Origin of the sequence: Photobacterium minamisatsumaniensis (assembly GCF_050336695.1) — a bacterium.
Taxonomy (GTDB): domain Bacteria; phylum Pseudomonadota; class Gammaproteobacteria; order Enterobacterales; family Vibrionaceae; genus Photobacterium; species Photobacterium minamisatsumaniensis.
This window is the reverse complement of sequence record NZ_JAKJSI010000020.1, coordinates 100,659-121,267: the sequence shown is the minus strand read 5'-3', so window position 1 is coordinate 121,267 and position 20,609 is coordinate 100,659. Positions and strand designations below refer to the sequence as shown.

General features: G+C 45.0%; 17 protein-coding genes. 11 read left to right on the top strand and 6 right to left on the bottom strand.

What is annotated here, in order from left to right; translation table 11 throughout:
- The first annotated feature begins 18 nt into the window (after positions 1-18).
- Positions 19-1,623, top strand: coding sequence for a BCCT family transporter (locus tag L4D78_RS11310; RefSeq protein ID WP_428467015.1), 1,605 nt, complete (start codon positions 19-21; stop codon positions 1,621-1,623).
- Positions 1,624-1,827: 204 nt separating this feature from the next.
- Here the strand turns inward: L4D78_RS11310 and murQ are convergent, their stop codons facing one another.
- Entirely contained in the window at positions 1,828-2,730 is a 903-nt protein-coding gene (gene murQ, locus L4D78_RS11305) for an N-acetylmuramic acid 6-phosphate etherase (RefSeq protein WP_428467014.1), read from the bottom strand.
- 434 nt (positions 2,731-3,164) lie between these two features.
- On the opposite strand from murQ, the gene L4D78_RS11300 reads away from it, so the two are divergent.
- Positions 3,165-4,265 carry a right-handed parallel beta-helix repeat-containing protein gene (locus L4D78_RS11300; RefSeq protein ID WP_428467013.1) on the top strand — a complete coding sequence of 367 codons (1,101 nt, stop codon included), beginning with the start codon at positions 3,165-3,167 and terminating at the stop codon, positions 4,263-4,265.
- Positions 4,266-4,343: 78 nt separating this feature from the next.
- Here L4D78_RS11300 and L4D78_RS11295 read toward each other — a convergent pair whose 3' ends face one another.
- A complete protein-coding gene (locus L4D78_RS11295) occupies positions 4,344-4,640 on the bottom strand; it encodes a hypothetical protein (RefSeq protein ID WP_428467012.1) in 297 nt (98 codons plus the stop codon).
- A gap of 266 nt (positions 4,641-4,906) precedes the next feature.
- On the opposite strand from L4D78_RS11295, the gene L4D78_RS11290 reads away from it, so the two are divergent.
- Positions 4,907-6,079 carry a MerR family transcriptional regulator gene (locus tag L4D78_RS11290; protein WP_428467011.1) on the top strand — a complete coding sequence of 391 codons (1,173 nt, stop codon included), beginning with the start codon at positions 4,907-4,909 and terminating at the stop codon, positions 6,077-6,079.
- A 97-nt stretch (positions 6,080-6,176) separates the two neighbouring features.
- On the opposite strand, the gene L4D78_RS11285 is transcribed toward L4D78_RS11290, so the two are convergent.
- A complete protein-coding gene (locus tag L4D78_RS11285) occupies positions 6,177-7,124 on the bottom strand; it encodes a LysR family transcriptional regulator (RefSeq protein ID WP_428467010.1) in 948 nt (315 codons plus the stop codon).
- A gap of 138 nt (positions 7,125-7,262) precedes the next feature.
- Between L4D78_RS11285 and L4D78_RS11280 the strand changes: the two genes are divergently transcribed.
- From L4D78_RS11280 to L4D78_RS11270, 3 genes are read left to right on the top strand one after another with little or no spacing between them, the layout of a single operon-like run.
- Positions 7,263-8,717: an aspartate ammonia-lyase gene (locus L4D78_RS11280; RefSeq protein WP_428467009.1), complete on the top strand. Its 1,455-nt coding sequence runs from the start codon at positions 7,263-7,265 to the stop codon at positions 8,715-8,717.
- Positions 8,714-10,081 carry an MmgE/PrpD family protein gene (locus tag L4D78_RS11275; RefSeq protein ID WP_428459949.1) on the top strand — a complete coding sequence of 456 codons (1,368 nt, stop codon included), beginning with the start codon at positions 8,714-8,716 and terminating at the stop codon, positions 10,079-10,081. Before L4D78_RS11280 ends, L4D78_RS11275 begins: the two co-directional genes overlap by 4 nt.
- 18 nt (positions 10,082-10,099) lie before the next feature.
- Positions 10,100-11,404 (top strand): anaerobic C4-dicarboxylate transporter, encoded by a 1,305-nt coding sequence (locus L4D78_RS11270; protein ID WP_428467008.1) that lies wholly within the window; start codon positions 10,100-10,102, stop codon positions 11,402-11,404.
- A gap of 456 nt (positions 11,405-11,860) precedes the next feature.
- Here L4D78_RS11270 and L4D78_RS11265 read toward each other — a convergent pair whose 3' ends face one another.
- Positions 11,861-12,745, bottom strand: coding sequence for a LysR family transcriptional regulator (locus L4D78_RS11265; RefSeq protein ID WP_428459947.1), 885 nt, complete (start codon positions 12,743-12,745; stop codon positions 11,861-11,863).
- Between the two features lie 160 nt (positions 12,746-12,905).
- Between L4D78_RS11265 and L4D78_RS11260 the strand changes: the two genes are divergently transcribed.
- From L4D78_RS11260 to L4D78_RS11240, 5 genes are all read left to right on the top strand, one after another.
- Positions 12,906-13,700 carry a putative hydro-lyase gene (locus L4D78_RS11260; RefSeq protein ID WP_428459946.1) on the top strand — a complete coding sequence of 265 codons (795 nt, stop codon included), beginning with the start codon at positions 12,906-12,908 and terminating at the stop codon, positions 13,698-13,700.
- Positions 13,701-13,721: 21 nt separating this feature from the next.
- On the top strand, positions 13,722-14,456 hold the full coding sequence (locus tag L4D78_RS11255) for a 5-oxoprolinase subunit PxpA (RefSeq protein ID WP_428467007.1): 735 nt from the start codon (positions 13,722-13,724) through the stop codon (positions 14,454-14,456).
- A complete protein-coding gene (pxpB, locus tag L4D78_RS11250) occupies positions 14,453-15,172 on the top strand; it encodes a 5-oxoprolinase subunit PxpB (RefSeq protein WP_428467006.1) in 720 nt (239 codons plus the stop codon). The genes L4D78_RS11255 and pxpB overlap by 4 nt, the downstream gene beginning before the upstream one ends.
- Positions 15,169-16,131, top strand: a complete 963-nt coding sequence (locus tag L4D78_RS11245; RefSeq protein WP_428459943.1) for a 5-oxoprolinase subunit C family protein — start codon at positions 15,169-15,171, stop codon at positions 16,129-16,131. Before pxpB ends, L4D78_RS11245 begins: the two co-directional genes overlap by 4 nt.
- Before the next feature lie 69 nt (positions 16,132-16,200).
- A complete protein-coding gene (locus tag L4D78_RS11240; RefSeq protein ID WP_428467005.1) occupies positions 16,201-17,442 on the top strand; it encodes an NRAMP family divalent metal transporter in 1,242 nt (413 codons plus the stop codon).
- A 79-nt stretch (positions 17,443-17,521) separates the two neighbouring features.
- On the opposite strand, the gene L4D78_RS11235 is transcribed toward L4D78_RS11240, so the two are convergent.
- Positions 17,522-18,586 carry a permease gene (locus tag L4D78_RS11235; protein ID WP_428467004.1) on the bottom strand — a complete coding sequence of 355 codons (1,065 nt, stop codon included), beginning with the start codon at positions 18,584-18,586 and terminating at the stop codon, positions 17,522-17,524.
- Positions 18,587-19,306: 720 nt separating this feature from the next.
- Positions 19,307-20,563 carry a peptidoglycan DD-metalloendopeptidase family protein gene (locus L4D78_RS11230; RefSeq protein WP_428467003.1) on the bottom strand — a complete coding sequence of 419 codons (1,257 nt, stop codon included), beginning with the start codon at positions 20,561-20,563 and terminating at the stop codon, positions 19,307-19,309.
- Positions 20,564-20,609 lie beyond the last annotated feature (46 nt).

Genomic DNA, 20,609 nt, shown 5'->3' with positions numbered 1-20,609 from the left:
TATATAAACCTCATAACTATGAGTTTCAAATCAAAAAAATACAGTATAGATTCTACAGATTATCAAGTTGGCCAGGACAACATTACCAAATGGGGTATGGATGTCCACAACACAGTTTTTACCGCATCCGCGGGCTTATCCATTCTTTTTATCGTCGCGCTTTTAATACTTTCACCAGCAGATGCAAAAGCTGCCATAGATTCCGTAAAGGTTGCGGCACTATCTAAGTTTGACTTCGTCTTTATGTGGGGTGCAAACATATTGCTACTATTGGCCATTGGTATCGCTTTCTCTCCTTTAGGTAAAATTCGCTTAGGTGGCGATAATGCTACTACTGACTATTCGACCCTATCTTGGATCTCCATGTTATTTGCCGCAGGTATGGGGATTGGGCTTATTTTCTGGGGTGTAGCTGAACCCACAGCTTTTTTCACTAATTGGTTTGGTACTCCGTTAAATGTTGAACCATTTACGCAGGAAGGCCGAGAACTGGCACTAGGTGCAGCAGTCTTTCACTGGGGCTTTCATGCTTGGGCCATTTATGGCATGACTGCACTCTCTTTGGCTTATTTTGTTTATAACAAGGGATTGCCGCTTTCAATGCGCTCCGTTTTTTACCCACTACTTGGTGACAGGGTCTGGGGAAAAATTGGTGATGTGATTGACGTCATGGCCGTATTGGTTATTTTATTCGGCCTTGCTACTTCACTGGGTTTAGGCGGCTCTCAAGCCGCAAGTGGTATAAGCCACGTATTCGGTCTTGAAAATAGTCTTTCCCTTCAACTGTTGATCATTCTAGTCATTATGGGGCTCGCTATTGTCTCTGTGGTTCGAGGTATGGACGGTGGTGTTAAGCTGTTGAGTAACCTCAATATGATCATTGCCTTTCTTTTCTTGGGCTTTCTCGCCATTCTTAATTTCACAACCACATTAGATTCATTGTCTACTGCCGTGGTGGGCTATGTGAAAAACATCATTCCGCTAAGTCAAAGTTCTGGCCGTGAGGACACGGCATGGCTACACGGTTGGACCGTATTTTATTGGGCTTGGTGGGTAGCTTATGCGCCATTCTTTGGTATGTTTGTAGCTCGAATTTCAAAGGGGCGCACAATCCGTGAGTTCTTAGCTTGTGTATTAGTTATCCCAACATTGGTTACGACTGCGTGGATGTCTTTCTTTGGAGGTATCGCTATCCAACAGATCATTGATAAAGTTGGTCTACTTGGTAGTGAACAAGGGATTAGTGACGTTTCACTAAGCTTGTTCTACATGCTAGATGCTTATCCAGTCGGAAATCTTCTATCTATCATTGCCGTTGCACTAATCATTGTTTTCTTTGTCACCACGCTTGATTCTGGCTCTATCGTTGTCGATAGCATGACCGCTGGTGGTAAATTAGAACTACCAATTAGACAGAAGGTTGTTTGGGCAGTTATCTCTGCCACAATTGCTATGGTTATGTTGTGGATTGGTGGTACAGACTCCATTCAAGCTCTGCAATCCATTACCATTATTGCAGCACTACCATTTACAATAATTCTAATATTAGGCTCTTTGAGCTTGGTGAGAGGCCTATTAACTGAGGTCGAGCAATCCAAGGTATCCTCCAAAAAGCCAGCTTAAGATTAGGAATACAAAAAAGGCTTATCGAATTAACTCATCGATAAGCCTTTTTTAAATCAAACTCAAATTGCAACCCTCTCACAATCACCTTATCTTTTGAAACTCACGTGACAGAACGCTCTAATCTATAGCGATGATTAAAGAAACAACGCATCTTCTGGGCAAAACAAGTAACGGTATTTTAGCGTTGATAAGGGGAGAATATTACTTGTTACCGATTGCTTGACGAGTAACCCCATTATTTTGTTGAAGTAAGGCCTTCGCTTCCTCTGCGCTTATATCGGTCAACAGCATCACAATGGCTGTTTTACAGTGGCCACCACATGCGTCAAGTGCTGCTTCGGCCTGCTCTCGGCTACAGTCGGTTGCGGTCATAACAATGTTTTTTTGACGTTCAACCAGTTTTGCGTTGGTTGCTTCAACATCGACCATGAGGTTGCCGAACACCTTACCAGTTCGGATCATCGCGCCCGTTGTCAGCATATTAAGCACCAGCTTTTGTGCGGTACCAGCTTTAAGTCGTGAAGAGCCTGTCACAACCTCTGGCCCAACTACAGGGGTAATGGCTATATCGGCCGCTTTCACCATCTCACTATTAGGATTACAACTGATGCAAGCGACAGTTGCACCAATGCTTCGAGCATAAGCCATGGCGCCGAGTACGTAGGGTGTACGGCCACTCGCAGCAATGCCTACGACCACATCGTTATTTGTTAAGGCCAGATCTTGCAGATCTTGAGCGCCCATTTCGTGGTTGTCTTCTGCATTTTCAACCGCGCGAAGAATGGCTCTATGTCCACCAGCGATTAATCCGACAACTTGCTCTGGCTTGCTACCGAAAGTCGGGGGGCACTCACTGGCATCAAGAATACCCAATCGACCAGAGGTACCTGCACCTGTATAAATGAGCCTGCCACCATTTAAGAAGGCTGCTGCAATTGCATCAACGGCAGTTGCGATAGCAGGAAGTGTTGCTTCAACAGCAAGTGCAACTTTTTTATCTTCGTTATTGATCACCTGCAACATTTCAAGGGTCGGCAAAGTATCAATATGTTCACTAGATGGGTTACGGCTTTCAGTAACCAATTTGTTCAGGTCGATGTTCATGGGGATACCTGTTTAAGCAGTCTATAAGCCAATCATATCATTGTTCTAATTGAGTATAAGTTGCATTTTGTCTCTATGTTTGTAAATGGTTTTAATATATGATGTATTTAGACGTAATTTTAATGACGATATTGATTTAAAAAAGGAAGACAAAATGAGCTTTAAAATGACATTTATTGTTATGTTGACCCTAGCACTCTCGCTTTCGATGCTAGCACCACTATTGATTTTGGCTTGATAAATTAGTCTTTATTGTTTGAGGAAGCAGGCAATTGCTTGCTCCTTCTTTGACTGATAAAACAGTGGCTTAATACCCAGACGGTCTTTTATATTATTCGTCCTTGTGTTTATGACACGAGATTGACAAACCCCACTTTTCTCTTCGTCATGATCTGCGTTCATTAAAATAAATAATAAGTCGTAGAACGCATACCATGGCAACTCGAAACACACCGATACTTTTACTCAAGACTGGCATTATTGCTTCAAGCCTTTTTCTCATGGCTTGCGGTGGCTCAAGCAGTAGTGATGAGGGAGCATTACCTCCTGATGACTCGAATGGTAATCCCGTTACGCTTCCTGTGCCTGAACCTGAAGTCCCCGTCGACGATGGGTTGATTAATGTTGATGGTGAAGTGTTCTCGAACCTGACAGAGGCTCAAGCTGCGATCAAGGCTGGTAGCTTAGTGGTATTTGGTAAAGGGGTTTATTCTCAAGGTCTTTATATCGGCCATGATGATGTAACAGTACAGGGCAGTACCGGTACGCATTTTAAAGAGGCGACCATTCAAGGCAAAGCGACCTTCGTCGTCAGTGGAGATGATGTAAGTATTGAAGGTATTGAGTGTAGCGGTGTGTCAGTGCCTGACGAAAATGGTGCCTGTGTTCGCCAGCAAGGCCGAGATTTAACCCTAAGCCATGTTTATTTTCATGACAGTGAACAAGGGGTTTTATCTTCAACCGGTACGGGCAAGCTTACCATTGAGTACAGTACGTTTGATAAACTGGGTAAAGCTGGGCAGGCTCATGCCGTATATAGCCAAAATGACAGCCTAGAGATTCGCTACAGTAAGTTTTATAGCTCTAAAGATCAGGGGCACGAAATAAAAAGCCGTGCGGCTGAAACCTTGATTGAATATAGCGAGATCGCCTCATTATCGGGTGTGGATAGCCGTTTAGTCGATGTACCGAATGGCGGAAAGCTGACTATCCGTGACAGTGTGTTAGAGCAAGGTCCTAATACCTCAAACTATCAGCTGGTGGGATATGGACTTGAAGGCATGAAAGACAGTTATTCTCATACGATCGTGCTGGAAAATAATATTGTATTGATGGAAAGAGTAAACGGAAATGTGTTTTTAGGTTTACCGTCAGATGCATCCGGCATTGATATCTCAATCACAAGTAATGATTTTATTGGTAGCAAGTTCAATGACCAAGGCGAACATGATATTGAAGCTAAGAATGATTTATACCTAGACCGTCCGAGTTATGGCCTCGGTCCCTTTCCTGAATTACCGAGTATTGGCTTGTAATAACGCCGACGAATAGAAGCATGCCTTTTTATTGAAGGCATGCTTTGGTTTAGATGTTTATCAGTGACACCTTATAACTCACAAGTCTTTCATCAGTACTTCGAACTCTTCCGTGGCTTGGGTTATAAGGACATTTAATTCTTCAGCGTCTCGATTATCGAGAGAAAGATGCCATTGCTTATTCACTTTAGGATCAACCCCTACAAGGGTGGTCATCGCGCCCGAACACTTGAACGTTAGATCATCAAATTCCGCTGAATGGTGTTGTTCAGACTCAATGATATCAATGTCTAACTCCCCAATAGGGTTAATGTGGATATGCGCGTGATGCTGGTTATTTCCTTGCAGTAAAAAATTTCGATGTGTTTTGATCATGTCTCTCTCCTTAGCCATGTTAGGGAGCCTACCCATTAGTCTAGAAAAGAAATATCGCACCATTTATGAATCTGATTGCAATGTTGATTTTGGTCAAAAAACAATCAACTTTAATTGATTCTCGACATGTTTTATTAACCTTAGAACGAAGCAATTTTTATTTAGTGAAAGTAGGTTGAATGTAGATATCTAACATTAAGCAAGTTATTGTCTCTTGACCTGTCTAAAGCTTTATAGTTTAGGGTGTATACCTGAGGTGAAGATTGATGTATCGAATTTCTGAGTTAGCCAATAGGGTTGGTTTATCCCGCTCAACCCTGTTGTATTACGAGAAGTTGGGGCTAATTAAAGGGACTCGACTGGCAAATGGCTACCGTACGTACAGCGATAAAGATGTTCAACGGTTGAGGCTTTTACAACAGTTGCATGCTGGTGGACTGACTCTAAAAGAATGTCAGGCCAGTCTTGAGGCTAAGATAGATCGCAAGCTGTTGCTAAACCGTATGAGTCAGTTAGATGAAGAAATTGCCCAAAAGCAACAATCTCGAAACCTACTAGCAGCGATGTTGGGTGAGTCGGAAATGAAGACATGGCACCAATCTTTGGAGCAAACAGCCCCAGACGCTCACTTCGCTTGGTTATTAAAACAAGGCTTTAATGAAAAAGAAGCGTTGAGACTTAAATGGTTGTCTAAAGATATGAACGAACACGAACAATATATGGCTGACTTTAATATCATTTTTGATGGTTTAAAGCGTTGGGGCCCCGGCTCTGAAGCAGAGACAGTAAAAGCATTAGGTAAAATTCCATTTACTCCGAAAGCTATTTTAGAAATAGGCTGTGGTAAGGGGATCGCGACCACTGTTTTGGCGCATCACTCTTCTGCAAATATTATGGCAATCGACAATCATCAACCCGCATTGGATCACCTTGCTGAGGTTGCAGCTGATGCTGGTTTGGCTGATCGAGTGGCAACCAAATGTGCCAGCATGACAGACTTACCTTTTGATGCCGCCAGTTTTGATGTCATTTGGGCTGAAGGTTGCGCTTATATCATGGGGGTGACAAATGCCCTCAAGCAGTGGAGTCCGTTGCTCAAGGATAACGGCGTGCTGGTGGTCAGTGATTTAGTTTGGCACACAGATGCCCCAAGTGCAGACAGACTTGCCTTTTGGCAGAAAGAATACCCAGACATGACGACGGTGGATGAGCGGATTGCTCAAGCCCAAGCAGCGGGCTATCAAGTGCTTGATAATTTTACCTTGAGCGATGATGCGTGGAAAGCGTACTTCGAACCACTGCAGCAGCGGGTCGATGGATTAAAAGAAACCATGACAGAATCGCAAGCCATAAAAGATATTCAAGTCGAACTCGATATCTATCATCAAGGTTTTGAGCAGTTTGGTTATCAAGTGTTTATATTGCAAAAAGTCAGTTAGACGCGATAGCCCAGTAAACACGATAAGCGAGCCGTTTGTTTAGGGCTTAATATTCACAAATGGATATTAAGCCCATTAAGCGAAGTGGCGGCCTTAATTAATGCGTTTCAATTCCTAATTTTATCCATTCCCACCGATGCTGAACTTCACGCACTTTTTGGTTGAGGATAATGTCCCGAATATCGTGAACAAATTGTTCAAGCAATTCGCCAGACTCCCCCTTACGGCAGATAACAGCCAGTTGACGGGTAATACTCGGTGCTGGCATTGGTATGCAGTCGAGTTGATCAAGCAGGGTAAGTTGGCGTGCTAAGAACGTCGGTGTCGTGATCGACCAGCCAAGACCTTGTGCGACCAAACCAAGTACGTTGTCGGCACGATCAAGCGAGAATTGTTTGTTAACGTTGATATTGCGCCACCTTAACCAGTTATTGGTTTGAGTGCCCGTTGGCGTCCAATTTTCATAACCAATGTACGGCTTGTTACGAGCGAGCTCTGTAATCGTGCTTTGTTCCCAATCTTTAGGTGTCACTATTACGTACTGCTCACTGAGTAATGGCAGCATTGCCAATTCTTGGGGAATGTCTTGGTTAGACATTGTGATAATGAGATCACTTTTACCTGACTGTAAAGACGCTAATAGCTCGGGGGCAGTCCCTGTGATTTGGTGAATGTGTGCGACTTTAGGCTGCATGTATTTGAGCAATTCGATACCCGCCAGTTGCGTGACAGAATCGACCATCCCTATGCGTAACCTTGGCAGTTTTCCTGTTTCGAGTGAATGCATCCAGTCTTGGAGCTTTTTGGATTCCACCAACAGTTTACTGCCTTGCTCATAAAGTTCTCGACCTGAGATAGTCAGCTGGATCGGACGCTTGCTTCGATCAAGGAGTTTGCTTTCAAGTGCTTGCTCTAAGCTTTGCACCAGCTGTGAGACCGCCGATTGGGTCTGATTAAGTTGCTTCGCTGCTTGGCTAAACGAGCCTGACTCAACCACGGTAATGAAAGCGCGTAGTTGGCGGAGATCGAAGGCAAGACTGTCCATATAAAACCAATACTATAAGTTAAACTAATAGTGTTAATTATAATATCCACTGCTTATAAAGTACCGATCTACCTCAACTTTTCCTTTTATATCCTGAAATACAATTGCTGCAATTGAATACAGTTGTGGAATAGAGCAATGAGAAAAGAATTTGATGTATTAGGTGAAATGATTTTATCAGACGATGCTTATTATGGCATCCAGACCCAAAGAGCATGTGAAAACTTTGCCGTGTCTGGTCGTACAGCAATCGATGTGCCCCATTACATTTGGTCGGTTGCCGCGATTAAGCAAGCAGCCGCGAAGGCGAACTGCAAAATCGGCGCGCTTGATAAGACTATTGCGGATGCGATTGTTCAGGCTTCCCAAGAAGTGATGGATCAGCGCTTTAACGACCATTTCCCAATCGATATTTTCCAAGGTGGTGGCGGTACGTCTACTAACATGAACGCGAATGAGGTTATTGCCAATCGCGCTAATGAAATTCTTACTGGCAATAAAGGCTACGATGTTGTCCACCCCAATACTCACGTCAATATGGGTCAATCAACAAATGATGTGATCCCAGCGGCAATGAAAATGACCTGCCGTTTGAATATGCATCATTTGATCGCAGAAGTCGCCGCACTAGAGGCAATGCTAGAGCAGAAAACCCAAGCCTTTGAACATGTAGTCAAATTGGCAAGAACTTGCCTACAAGATGCTGTGCCAATTACGCTTGGGCAACAGTTTAGTGGTTATTTGCATCAGGTTCGTCGTTTGAACCAATCGTTGAAAGCGGCTAACCAGCATACGTTGGATTTACCGCTGGGAGCGACGGCGGTTGGTACTGGTCTTTCAACCCACGAAGGGTACTTAGAGCAAGTTTACATTGAACTGCAAGCAATAACCGATGAAGCGTTTGTGGCTGAGGATAATTTCTTCGATGGCTTGCAAAATGGTGATGCTTATTTAGAAGTTGCTGCTCAAATTAAAAAATTAGCCACCTTTTTGTCGAAGATGGCGACTGACTTTAGAATTCAAGGCAGTGGCCCTCGTGCTGGGTTTAACGAATTATTTATCCCTGCGGTGCAGCCGGGTTCATCTATCATGCCCGGAAAAATTAACCCAGTAATGCCAGAGCTGATTAATCAAATCGCTTATCAGGTTATCGGTAATGATGTGGCAATCACCATGGCGGTTGAGGGCGGTGAGCTCGATTTGAATGTGTGGGAGCCTGTGATCATCAAGGCGCTGTTTGAGTCATGTACGTTACTGACCAATGCTATTCCACTCTTTGTCGATAAGTGCTTAAAAGATTTACAGCCTAATGAAGCCGTTTGTCGCGAATATGCAGAAAGAAGTACGGCGCTTGCCACCGTTATCGCCACTTTGTTTGGCTATAAGGTAGGCAGCCACATTGCCGTCCGCGCATTTGAGGAAAACCGCACTGTGCGTGAAGTGGTGCTGGACGAGAAATTATTGACGCCAGAGCAAGCGGATTACTTGCTAGACCCAATGGTGATGACCGATCCGAAAAACAGTGCAGCGGCGGTCAAACGTTATCAACAAGAAACCAAAACGCTGCCAGCATCTGCAGAGGTAACGGCATGATGAGCAGTGAGCCACTACTACGCCAGATCGCCCGTTGGTGTGTCAATTTACAGTGGCAGGCGATCCCTGAACCCGTTGTCGATTTAACCCGAATCGCGTTGACCGACTATGTTGCTGTAACCATTGCTGGTAGTGAAATGCCTGTTGCTCGAAATATTCAAGCGTTTGCCGCCTCGAGGGCAGCTCAGGGTAAATGCAGTGTATTTGGCACGACACATACCAGTAATGCGGCTTATGCCAGTTATGCCAATGGTGCAGCTTCCCATGCATTGGACTTTGATGATGTGAGTTGGGCAACCATTGGTCACCCAACGGTTACGGTCGCCCCTGCAGCGTTTGCTGTTGCCGAGGAGCATGGATTAAGCGGCAAAGATATTATGCGAGCCTATATTGCTGGTGTCGAAGCTCAGCATCAAATTGCTCGCTGGTTGATGCCAACGCTATCCGAACAAGGCTGGCACACTACCCCGACAATTGGTGTTTTCGGGGCAACTGTTGCCGCAGGTCTGTTAATGGGGTTAGACGAAGAGGCTCTTACACATGCCTTAGCCATTGCAGCATCTTCTGCTTCCGGTGTTAGGGGGAATTTTGGTAGTCAAACTAAAGCAATGCATGCGGGGTTAGCCGCGTTCAATGGGGTTAATGCGGCTGAACTTGCGCAGATTGGTGTTACCGGGCAGCCAAATGTCATCGAAGCTGCTGATGGCTTTGGTCAATGCTTTGCTCAATGTACCGATTTAACCCATGTTGAGGTAACACTGGGTAAGCAGTGGGATTTGTTAGAGCAGGGTTTGGTGTTTAAACAATACCCATGCTGTAGCGGAAGCCATCCTGCGATTGATTGCTGGGATGAACTGTTAAATCAACGGCAACTTGGCCTTGATGATATCGAGTATATCCAAGTAGGTGTCAGTTTACTTGGACCGCGAGAGCTGGTGTGTAGCCAACCACAAAATGTGATTGAAGCGAAGTTCTCTATGCAATATGCATTGGCTGCACGTTTGATCTACGGCGAGGTCGGGCTGGGTGTTTTCTCCGATCTGAATGTGCAGGATGAGCGTGTTCAAACCCTCATGTCACAAATACACATGCGCGTAGATCCTGAGCTAGAAAAGCTTGGGTTTATCGGCACGGCACCCGTGAAAATTCATGTGTATTTAAAGTCGGGTGAAACATTGTTTATCGAAAATGATTTAGCGAAAGGTAATCCAGAGAAACCGCTATTACTTGCCGACATACAACAGAAATTCACCGCTTGTGTTTCCCCGAAAATGAGCCCTCAAAAATGCCGTCAATGGTTAACGGTGTTAGGGGATTTTGAAACGGCCAACAGTGCTGACATTTACGAACTCCTGAATCAATAACAGGAGCGGAGGTATTCAATGATTATTATCCATACGTGTTTACTCTTAGGCGCCATTATTCTTGCAGCTCGCCTTGGCGGGATTGGTGTCGGTCTTGCTGGTGGTTTGGGAATGGCGATTGCGGTCTTTGGCTTTGGCTTGCCGCCGGGTGATATTCCGGTCGCTGTTATTTTGATTATTATGTCGGTGATCTTGGCATTGTCGGTGATGCAGCAAGCGGGGGGGATGAGCTACATGGTCAGCGTCGCTGAGCGCATGCTCCGTAACCACCCTCGGCATATCAATATTCTGGCACCAGCCACGACATTTATACTGACGACGTTGGCAGGGACAGGCTACACGGCAATGTCGGTGCTGAATGTTATTCAGCAGGTTGCTAAAGAAAACGGGGTACGTCCAAGCCAACCGCTAAGTTCTGCGGTCGTCGCTTCACAAATTGCGATTACGGCTTCCCCTATTTCAGCAGCGACTGCGGCGATGTATGTGGTCGTTGAACAAATGGGGGTAAGCTTCGGTACGGCATTAAGTGTGATTATGCCTGCGGCTTTATTTGGCACCATCGTGGCAGCGTTTGTTGCAAGTCGTCAGGGCTGTGAGCTGAAAGATGACCCTATTTTCCAAGAGCGAGTTGAAAAAGGCTTGGTGAATTTCACCCCAGAACAGCAAAAACACCAAGAACCATCGAAAGAGGCCAAGTACTCGGTATGGCTGTTTTTGAGCGGCGTTGTCTTCATTGTTACCTTGTTGCTGTTCAAACCTTTATTAGGGCACAGTTTAGGCTCACAAGATATCATTGTGATCGTTATGTTGTTGGTTAGCTTTATTATGGCGATGGTCTGTAAAGTGCCATTAACGTCTATCAAGAAAGCGCCCATTTTCGCTGATGGTGCGGAAAGCTTGGTGGTGATCCTCGGTATTGTTTGGTTAAGCTCGACAATTATCGGTGTTTATATTCCTGATATTAAATTAATTGCGGGCGATGTCCTTGCCAATTACCCAGCACTGTTGGCTATTGTATTCTTTGGAACATCTGCATTACTGTTTAGCCAAGGGGCCACCAGTGCGTTGTTGATCCCTATCGCGGCTTCTCTCAGTGTTGATCCTGCGACTATTCTTGCGAGCTTTGTGGCGGTGAGTGCGCTGTATATGACAAACATTTATCCAACCACGGCATTTGCGATTGCGACTGACGATACAGGGTCTTTCCTTAGCCGTCGTTGGAATGGTTCTTACATTATCAATCACCCGTTCTTCTTGCCGGGAATGCTAGGGATCGTTGCCGCCGTACCGTTTGGTTTTGTGTTGGCGAGTATGTTGGTTTAGTGAAGTAGATTGAGCCGACTGGCTCAGCGAGGAAAGTCCCAGCAATATCATTGCTGGGCTTTTTTGTTCGTTGGACTGATGGATTCATTCCATCAGAGTGTTATCAGGGATGAACGAGATCAGCTCTCGTTGCCGAAGTTGCAGTAGATGAAGCAAGCGGCTCCAGAGATCAGAGTTGTGAGTGAAAAAATAACAAATCCCATACGTTTCTCCCTTCAGGCTCAGAATACTAAATAACTTCAAAACACGTATTATCATTATCACGGTTGATAAGGTGGAAACATCAATTTTGATGGATTTTCATCAATGATTCGTTGTCGCTCACAGATCACGATATTTTACACTAATGTTAGTGGCGATATTTGCCTCCTAAAAGCATTTTACGTTGATTAGTGGCTGGGTGATGAAATCAATCTAGTGCTTGTCAATGGTTCGGTGATTCACTAGAGAGCCATTTCATTGGCCGAGCGTGGAGACTATCTCAAACGCAACCTTCACCGCCTCTTCTATCAACAAGCTATCTGGGGTCGTGATATACGAAACGGTAAAAGTGAGGGGATTGGGAGTCCACTCTGAATCGATAATTCTCAGGCGGCCGTTTTCGAGCTGCTCTTTGATGACCTCCTTGGGTAAGGTGGCAACCCCAACACCGCTTTCGACCAGTTTAACACTGGCAGAGAGAGCACTGACTGAGTAGTACTGTGGGTGGATTTTCTGTCCGGTAAAATGGCGGTTTATTTCGTGGTACGGCACTGTATTTCTGGCATAGGTGATAATCGGCCAGCGGGTAAAGCTATGGGTCTCAGCCGGCTCATTTAAACCAAGTGAGGGGCTCGCAACCCAGTATAAAGGATACTCACATATTACTTTATTGATCACTGACGGCTCAGAAATGGGGCCAAGGAGAATGGCGATATCAATATTATGCGCCATCAGCTCTTTGCTTAGGTTCACTGTTGCATCAACAATCAACTCAATTTCAACATCAGGGTATTTTTCATTAATACTTGTCAAAAATTCAGGTAGCCAAGTGTGTACCAGTGTTTCTGATACACCAATGCGGAGTAAGCCAGAAAGGGCGCTGGCTGCGTCGGCTTTATAACAAAGTTGCGCTGTACTATTGAGGATATTTTCCGCTAAAGGGAGTAATTCTCGTCCCTTTGCTGTCAATGTGACGCCGCCTTTTTCTCGATTAAACAGCGTTGTATTAAGCGTGTGCTCTAGGTTGGTAATACGGGTTGAAATGGCGGGCTGGGTTGTACATAAGTGCTCAGCAGCTTGGCGAAAGCTGCCTAAATTGGCAATCCAGACAAACGTTTCAAGCTGTTTTAGGTTCAACATCACAGACCCTTTCCTTATTCCTTTAAGGTATCGATAGCCGTTATTTTATGGCCACATAAATTTTTTTTATCAATATACGCAAAAAATCACGAATAGACATTATCTAAATAAGCCGTATTGTTACTTGGCGTTAACATATTAATTACCAAGGGATGGCATTATGACTGCGTCAGTATCACAACTTCCTCTTCCTGCATTACGTCAACGTATTCGTGAAAATGCATTTACCGACTCGACCAGTGGTTTAGCAAAGGGATATTTGCAAGCCAACCTTGTGATATTGCCGGCTGAGTGGGCGAATGAATTTTTGCTATTTTGCCAGCGTAATCCAGTTGCTTGTCCATTGATCGGAATGACTGAACCCGGTGCTAAAAATTTGGCTGAGATTGGCCTAGATATCGATATTAGTCGTGATGTGCCTGAATACCATGTGTTCTACGATGGTCAGTTTGAGCTTGCGACACCGGATTTAACTCAGCATTGGCGTGATGATTTGGTCACTTTCGTTTTGGGTTGCTCGTTCTCTTTTGAAGAAGCAATGCTTCAGACTGGCCTAAGTGTTCGTAACATTGACCAGCAATGTAATGTCTCTATGTACGATACCAATATTGCCTGTCAGCCCGCAGGGCGATTTCATGGCAACATGGTGGTATCGATGCGTCCGTTCACACCTGCTGATGCTATTCGTGCAATACAGGTGACCACTCGCTTCCCTAAAGCCCACGGTGCCCCCGTTCACTTTGGTACGCCAGATGCGATTGGTATTGAAGACATTAATATTCCAAATTATGGTGACCCGGTAACGATAAACCCGCAGGAAGTACCGGTGTTTTGGGCTTGTGGTGTTACTCCGCAAAACGTCATGCGCAACAGCAAGCCACCGCTGTGTATTACGCATGCTCCAGGCAAGATGCTGATCACCGATCGGCTGAATAACGAATTTGCATTCCTGTAAGGCGAAACCAAGGAGAACGTCATGAAAATTAACTGTGATATGGGTGAGAGCTTTGGCCTCTGGCAGTTAGGCTGCGATGAGCAAGTGATGCCTTATTTGGATATGGCTAATATCGCCTGTGGTATGCATGCGTCAGATCCTGTGGTGATGAAGAAAACCGTCCTGCTAGCCAAGCAACATGATGTCATGATTGGTGCACATCCGGGTTACCCCGATCTACAAGGCTTCGGTCGCCGCTTTATGGCAATGGAAAAAGACGAGCTGGCCGCGTTTTTTATTTATCAGCTTGGTGCGCTACAGGCGATCTGCCAGAGTGAATCGGTGACGCTTAGTTATGTGAAACCCCATGGCGCACTGTATAACGCGATGATGAAAGATGATGACGTTTTTCTCGCGCTGCTCTCTGCCCTTAATCAGTACAATGCTGATCTTCCGTTGGTTGTTATGGCGGTTCCGGATCACCGGAGGTATCAAGATCTAGCGGCAACTTACGGTATTCAGCTTTGGTTTGAAGCATTTGTCGATAGAGCCTATGACGACAGCGGACGTCTTACCCCGCGCTCAGTATCAGGCTCAAGCCTTACCACGATTGAGCAAATCGAGCAGCAGGCTTTAATGCTGATTGAAGAGCAAGCGGTGATCTCGCTGTCGGGACAGAAAATTGCCATTCATGCCGATACCTTATGCATTCATGGCGATGGACCATTATCGCTGCCAACGGCGCAAGTTCTGAGTGCGAGGTTACATCGCCAATGAAGATCTCTGCAGTAAATGAAAACACGTTGATGGTGTATTTTTCGGATACGGTTAGCCCTGAAACGGCTGAGCAGATCGCGGCAGCAATTCCTGTCATCCGTGAGCAGTTAGTATTGTATGTGGTTGATATCGTACCTTCATATACCTCGATATTAATTAGCTTTGATTTGATCACTATCGGGCTTCGCGAATTTAACCTGCGCTTGCAGCATGTTCTGATTGAATGTAGTCGAGCTTCGCTATCTGCGAATCAGGCAAGGTGCATTGAACTACCTGTTTATTATGGGCCTGAAGTTGCGTTGGATGCACAAGAGATCTGCGGTCATACCGGCTTGTCGTTTGATGACGTCGTTAATATCCATGCATCTGCAACATACCGCGTTTACGCGATTGGCTTTGCGCCGGGCTTTGCGTATTTAGGTAATACGGATAAACGGATAGAAATTCCCCGCAAACAAACGCCTCGTTTGAAAGTACCAGCCGGAAGCTTGGCTATCGCAGATCGGCAAACGGCTATTTACCCGAAGCAGTCTCCGGGGGGCTGGCAGATTATTGGTCGAACACCCATTAGTTTGATTGATTACCAACGTGAGAATCTAACGGTGTTTGAAATGGGGGCACAAGTGTCATTTACGCCTATCGATAGGGCGACATTCCTAGACATGGGTGGGGTACTGCTGCCAGAAGAAATCGCGATGGACAGGGAGGTGGCATGACGTTACGAATTTTAACCGCTGGCCCGTTGAGCCTACTGCAAGACCTTGGTCGATTTGGTCATCAGTCTATCGGGGTGAGTACTGGCGGACCAATGGATGAACATGCGTTCTTATGGGGTAATCGCCTGCTAGGTAACGACCGTAATGCGGCACAAATTGAGATTGCGATGGGGCAGTTCAGCTGTGAATTCTATGCCGAAACCACCATTGCTTTAACGGGCGCTGATATGGCAGCCACATTGAATGGCCGGCCTATTGCATTCTGGCAGTCTTATCCTGTTCGTCAGGGCGACCAGTTAGCACTGCGAGGAGCTCGTTCTGGGATGCGGGCATACCTTGCTGTTCAAGGCGGGTTCAAGGTGCCTACACCCCTCAATAGCTGTGCGACTGTCATTCGGGATGAGCTAGGCGGCCTTCAAGGCGTAGGTGAAAAGCTGAATGCCAAGGACTTTATCCGGTACTCGGTGAGTCAACCAATGGCGACTAAGCAAGTACTGCCCCAGTTTATTCCGCAATATAGCCAACAAGTGACACTGGAAGTGATCCCCGGTTATCAATATGACCTATTTACACCAGAGCAACGCCAGCGATTTTTCAATGCGAGTTATACCCTAACACCGCAGATGGATAGGATGGGGTGCCGATTATCTGGTGAAGCCATCGAATGCCAAAAGCGTAACTTGATCTCGGAAGGGATCGCCCTTGGCGCGATCCAGATCCCTGCAGATGGGCAGCCGATTGTCTTACTACGAGATAGGCAAACCATTGGCGGTTACCCGAAAATCGGTTGTGTTACAGCCAAAGGGCTGAGCCAACTTGCGCAATGCCAGCCGGGGGCTGAAATTCGGTTTGTTGAAAAAGATCTCTATGAAGCAGAGGCGGAACGTGCGATTCAACAGCAGTTTTTTCACGGCTACGTCGGGAAAAAATGGATACAAGAACAAACCTTAGTCGGGTAATGTTCATCAAATTATGGAAGAAGCAGCATTCGGATAGTCGCTGCAGAGTAACAATTACAGGAGTTATACATGTCTACAGACAAAGTGATACAGCAACCGGCGAGTGACTCGATCTCAAAGCCGTCAGCTAAAGGGGGCTTTAACTGGTCATTGATCATGGGCGCTGCTTTTTTAATGGCGACCTCTGCAGTTGGTCCGGGATTCCTTACTCAAACCACCGTCTTTACTCAAACACTTGGCGCCAGTTTTGCTTTTGTTATCTTGGTGTCGATCATTCTTGATATCGGCGCTCAACTGAACATATGGCGGGTAATTGTTGTCTCGAAAAAACGTGCTCAAGACATTGCAAATGATCTTTTGCCCGGTTTAGGTTTTGCCATTGCAGGTACTGTTGCGTTGGGGGGACTGGCATTTAATATCGGTAACTTAGGCGGTGCTGGTATGGGAATGAACGTCTTATTTCCGGGGATCACGCCAGTAGCAGGTGCAGCGATTAGTGCGGTGATTGCGATCAGTATCTTTTTATTAAAAGATGCTTCGAAAGTGATGGACCGATTTACCATCGTGATGGGTGGTTCACTGATAGTGATGACGTTATACGTTTTGTTTTCGACTTCGCCACCTGTTGGTGAAGCGCTGTATCGCTCTGTTTGGCCAGAGAAGCTTAATGTGTTGGCTATTGTTACTTTGGTTGGTGGTACCGTTGGCGGCTACATCACATTTGCGGGCGCACACCGATTGATCGATGCTGGTGTGACAGGGCAAGAAGCGTTGCCACAGGTTAACCGAGGTTCAATTTCAGCCATTAGTTTGGCATCTGTAGTTCGAGTAATATTGTTCCTTGCTGCGTTAGGGGTTATTAGTACAGGCGTGATCCTTGACCCTGAAAACCCACCAGCATCAATGTTCCAACATGCGGCAGGTAATATTGGCTACAAGATCTTTGGCTTAGTGCTATGGACTGCAGCTATAACCTCGGTGATCGGTGCGGCATATACCTCTGTTTCATTTTTGAAAACACTTCACCCTTTTATTGAGCGCAACACTCGAGGTTTCATTATTGGCTTTATCTTAGCGTCGAGCCTTATTTTCTGCTTTATTGGTAAGCCAGTTACTCTATTGATTGTAGCGGGTGCATTGAATGGGTTTATTCTACCCGTCACATTAAGCATCATGCTGATTGCTGCTCGTAAATCTGCCATTGTCGGTGACTATAAGCACCCTGTATGGATGTCGGTATTTGGTTGGTTGATCACTATCATGATGGCGGCAATGAGCCTGTACACCCTGTTTATCATGATCTTTGGTTAAGCTAAATTACTAACTATTAAAAAGCCCCACCATGCTTAATGCAGGGTGGGGCTTTGTTTATATATCTATTGGCTAGTGGTTAACCGAATAGATAGGTGTACATGTAGCCTGCACCAATTGCCATGCCTAGGATGACAGCAAGGAAGGCTGCGATCATCTGATTCTTGAAGATAGATTTCAGTAGAATCACTTCCGTCAAACTCGCGCCTGCACTACCAATGATCAGTGCCATAACTGATCCCATCGCCATGCCTTTTTTCACTAATGCCGCACTCAATGGGATAACGGCTTCAGCACGGATATATAGTGGGATACCAATGATCGCGGCCACTGGAATCGCATACCACATACCTTCACCGGCGTACTTGGCGATTAAATCTGTCGGAATGAAACCATAGATGAAAGAGCCAATGAAAATACCCAGCATCAAGTAAGGAAGTACTTGCTTAAAGTCTTTCCAAGTTGAGTGCCAAATACGTATCCAGCGACTTTCTTCTTTCACGGTTAGTACCGCTTCACCACAACCGCTTACTTCAACAGTTGCTTCTTCTTTCGTATTACAGCAAGAGCTTGGTGCTGCTGGTGCGGGTTTTGGCGTTGCTGTCGCCGCACAGCTTGAAGCTACTGGAGCGGGTTTAGTGCCACAGGTTGAGGTCGTGCTACCACAACTTGAGCTGGTATCAGCCGTTTGATAAGCCTCTTCACGGACATAGCGTTCAAAGCCTAGTTTTTCAAGCACGTAGCCAGCTATAACCGATACAGCCATTGCTACGATGAAGTAGAACACTGCTACTTTTATCCCAAAGGTTACGACGAATAAACCAATGATGATTGGATTAAGCAATGGGCTGGCGAACAAGAACACCATCATCGGACCAAACCCTGCTCGGGCACGAAGTAAACCTTTTAAAAAAGGAATGGTCGAGCATGAGCAAAATGGTGTGATAGATCCTAACAGTGCTGCGATCACATAACCTTTCCCGTTACGTGAGCTTAAGATCGACTGGATCTTTTTTGGGGTTAAAAATTCCTGCAATACGCCTACTAGATAGCTAATGGCTAGGAATAATACGGTTAATTCTGCTGCGAGGAATAGGAACATGCCAGCAGCTTCTTTAAACATGGTTACGAATTCAGGGCTCATAATCTTGCCTCGGTTACTCTAATGTTTCGATATATGTCGAAATATAGTGTGATGGTAGATTTCTGTCAATACGTTACTTCTGGTTTTATCGAAATAAATTTGGAGGTGATTTTATGGTATTGATTATTAACGCATAATGTTTTCAGTTTGGTAGACGAAAAATTGCTGGCAAGGTGGCATTTTTAGATTGGTATCTAAAATAGCTCTAAAAATTTGAAAGGGGCATATTGGCTGATAAGGCTTACGTCATAAGGGAAACTTGGGGTGAAGATGAACCGGAATGAAAAGTCAGCTCAATGTTATGAACACTATTTTGAGGTAGCTGGCTGAAAGCATTTGAGTTTGGTTTTTAATCGATGCAGGTGTCGTTTACGAGTCTCATCAGAGATCTGTTTAGCTTTGTCTGTACTGTATAGCTTAGCAATGTGCATTGCTTGAGTTGTACGGCTAATGCTCCACACTGTAGTTTTTCCTCTCACTTGTAGTTATACCCCGTCTCTTATCGTTAGAGAAGGGAATCTATTTCGGCTGGCAACGTTACTGGTCGTGCTTCTTTGTGTCCATATGAATTCTGTTATCAGATTTATAATAGTTGATAGCTTCGCTGTGTTATATAACCCTAATTACCTAAAAAAATTGAAAAAAGTAGTTTGATAAAATGGGCGTCACTATGTAATGACACCCATAGGTTTATATGTGTTCAGAAATCAAAGCGACTATTTATGATGATATTGGCATCGAAGCTGAGAGACTTTTCGCGTTATCTTGGTCTGTAACCAGAAAATCAAACTCGGCCACTAATTGCTCGAAATTGGCAAGATCATCATTGGTGATACTCGATGCGACGGGGAGCTCATAGGTATAGGGGTCAACGGGGCGGTTTCGTACTAATAGTTCAAAATGTAAATGTGGGCCTGTTATTCGCCCAGTTGCGCCAGAGAGGGCAATTTTTTCTCCTCGTTTGATCTCCTGCCCTTTTTGCACAAAGAATTTGCTTAGGTGCAAATAGCGTGTTTTGTAAATATTATTGTGTTCAATAACTAGGTATTTCCCAGCGTATGGGTGGTTACGTACCACAACCACTTTGCCATCCCCAATAGAATATACTGGAGAGCCGACAGGTGTGGCATAGTCAGTACCATTATGTGGGCTAACACGCCCAGTGACAGGGTGCTGCCGCTTTGGATTAAAGTGGGATGTTACTCTTCTAAATATTTTATCTACCGGAAATCGATCAAATGCCTGTTCTAGGCTTTCGCCACTGCGGTCGTAAAACCGACCATCATTTGCCAGAAATGCAGATACTTGTTTACGGTGCGCTTTTATTTCTATCCCTTTTATTTCAGTGTTGCCAGTTTTATGGTCATTCACGTATTGCTCGGCAACAAGGATATTAAATTTGTCGTTTGCTCTTAATTCTTTGGTGAAATTAATGTTATCCCCGACGATGCGTGTGATGTTGGCAATTTGATTTGTAGACAGTCCTTGCTTGTGAGCTGAGAGAGAAAAACTACCCTGTATAAAACCGCTATAAAGGGTATGAATCCATTCCGAAGGGCGCTCATTAAATTCATAACGATAGCTACCGTCATCTGTTAAGTGGTAGATAGCACGATCAACAATACTTTGGTTATAGACTAATTTATTCAGTGTGTTATTGGTTGAATCCATCTCAATCTCTAGGTGGTCACCGGGTTTAATCGTGTCTAAATGCAGATAATCTGAATCTGTTTCTAATACTTTTTGTAAGCTTGTGTAGGGGATCTGCCACTGAGCAAAAATGGTACTAAGTGTATCGCCAACCTTGACGATGTAATCAACATACTCGATAGATGTTATCGCGATTTGATTTTGAGTATCTTCGCTTGCTAACGGAATTTCTATTGATTGTTTGGGGGCTTTTTTTGTCGGTAATATGGCGGCTAGAGAAAATGACGCAGTGGCGACGAGAAGAAGCGTTGATTTCAGGAACTTCATAATAAATAGAGTGATTGGTTTTGTTATGTTATAACATAACCATTGA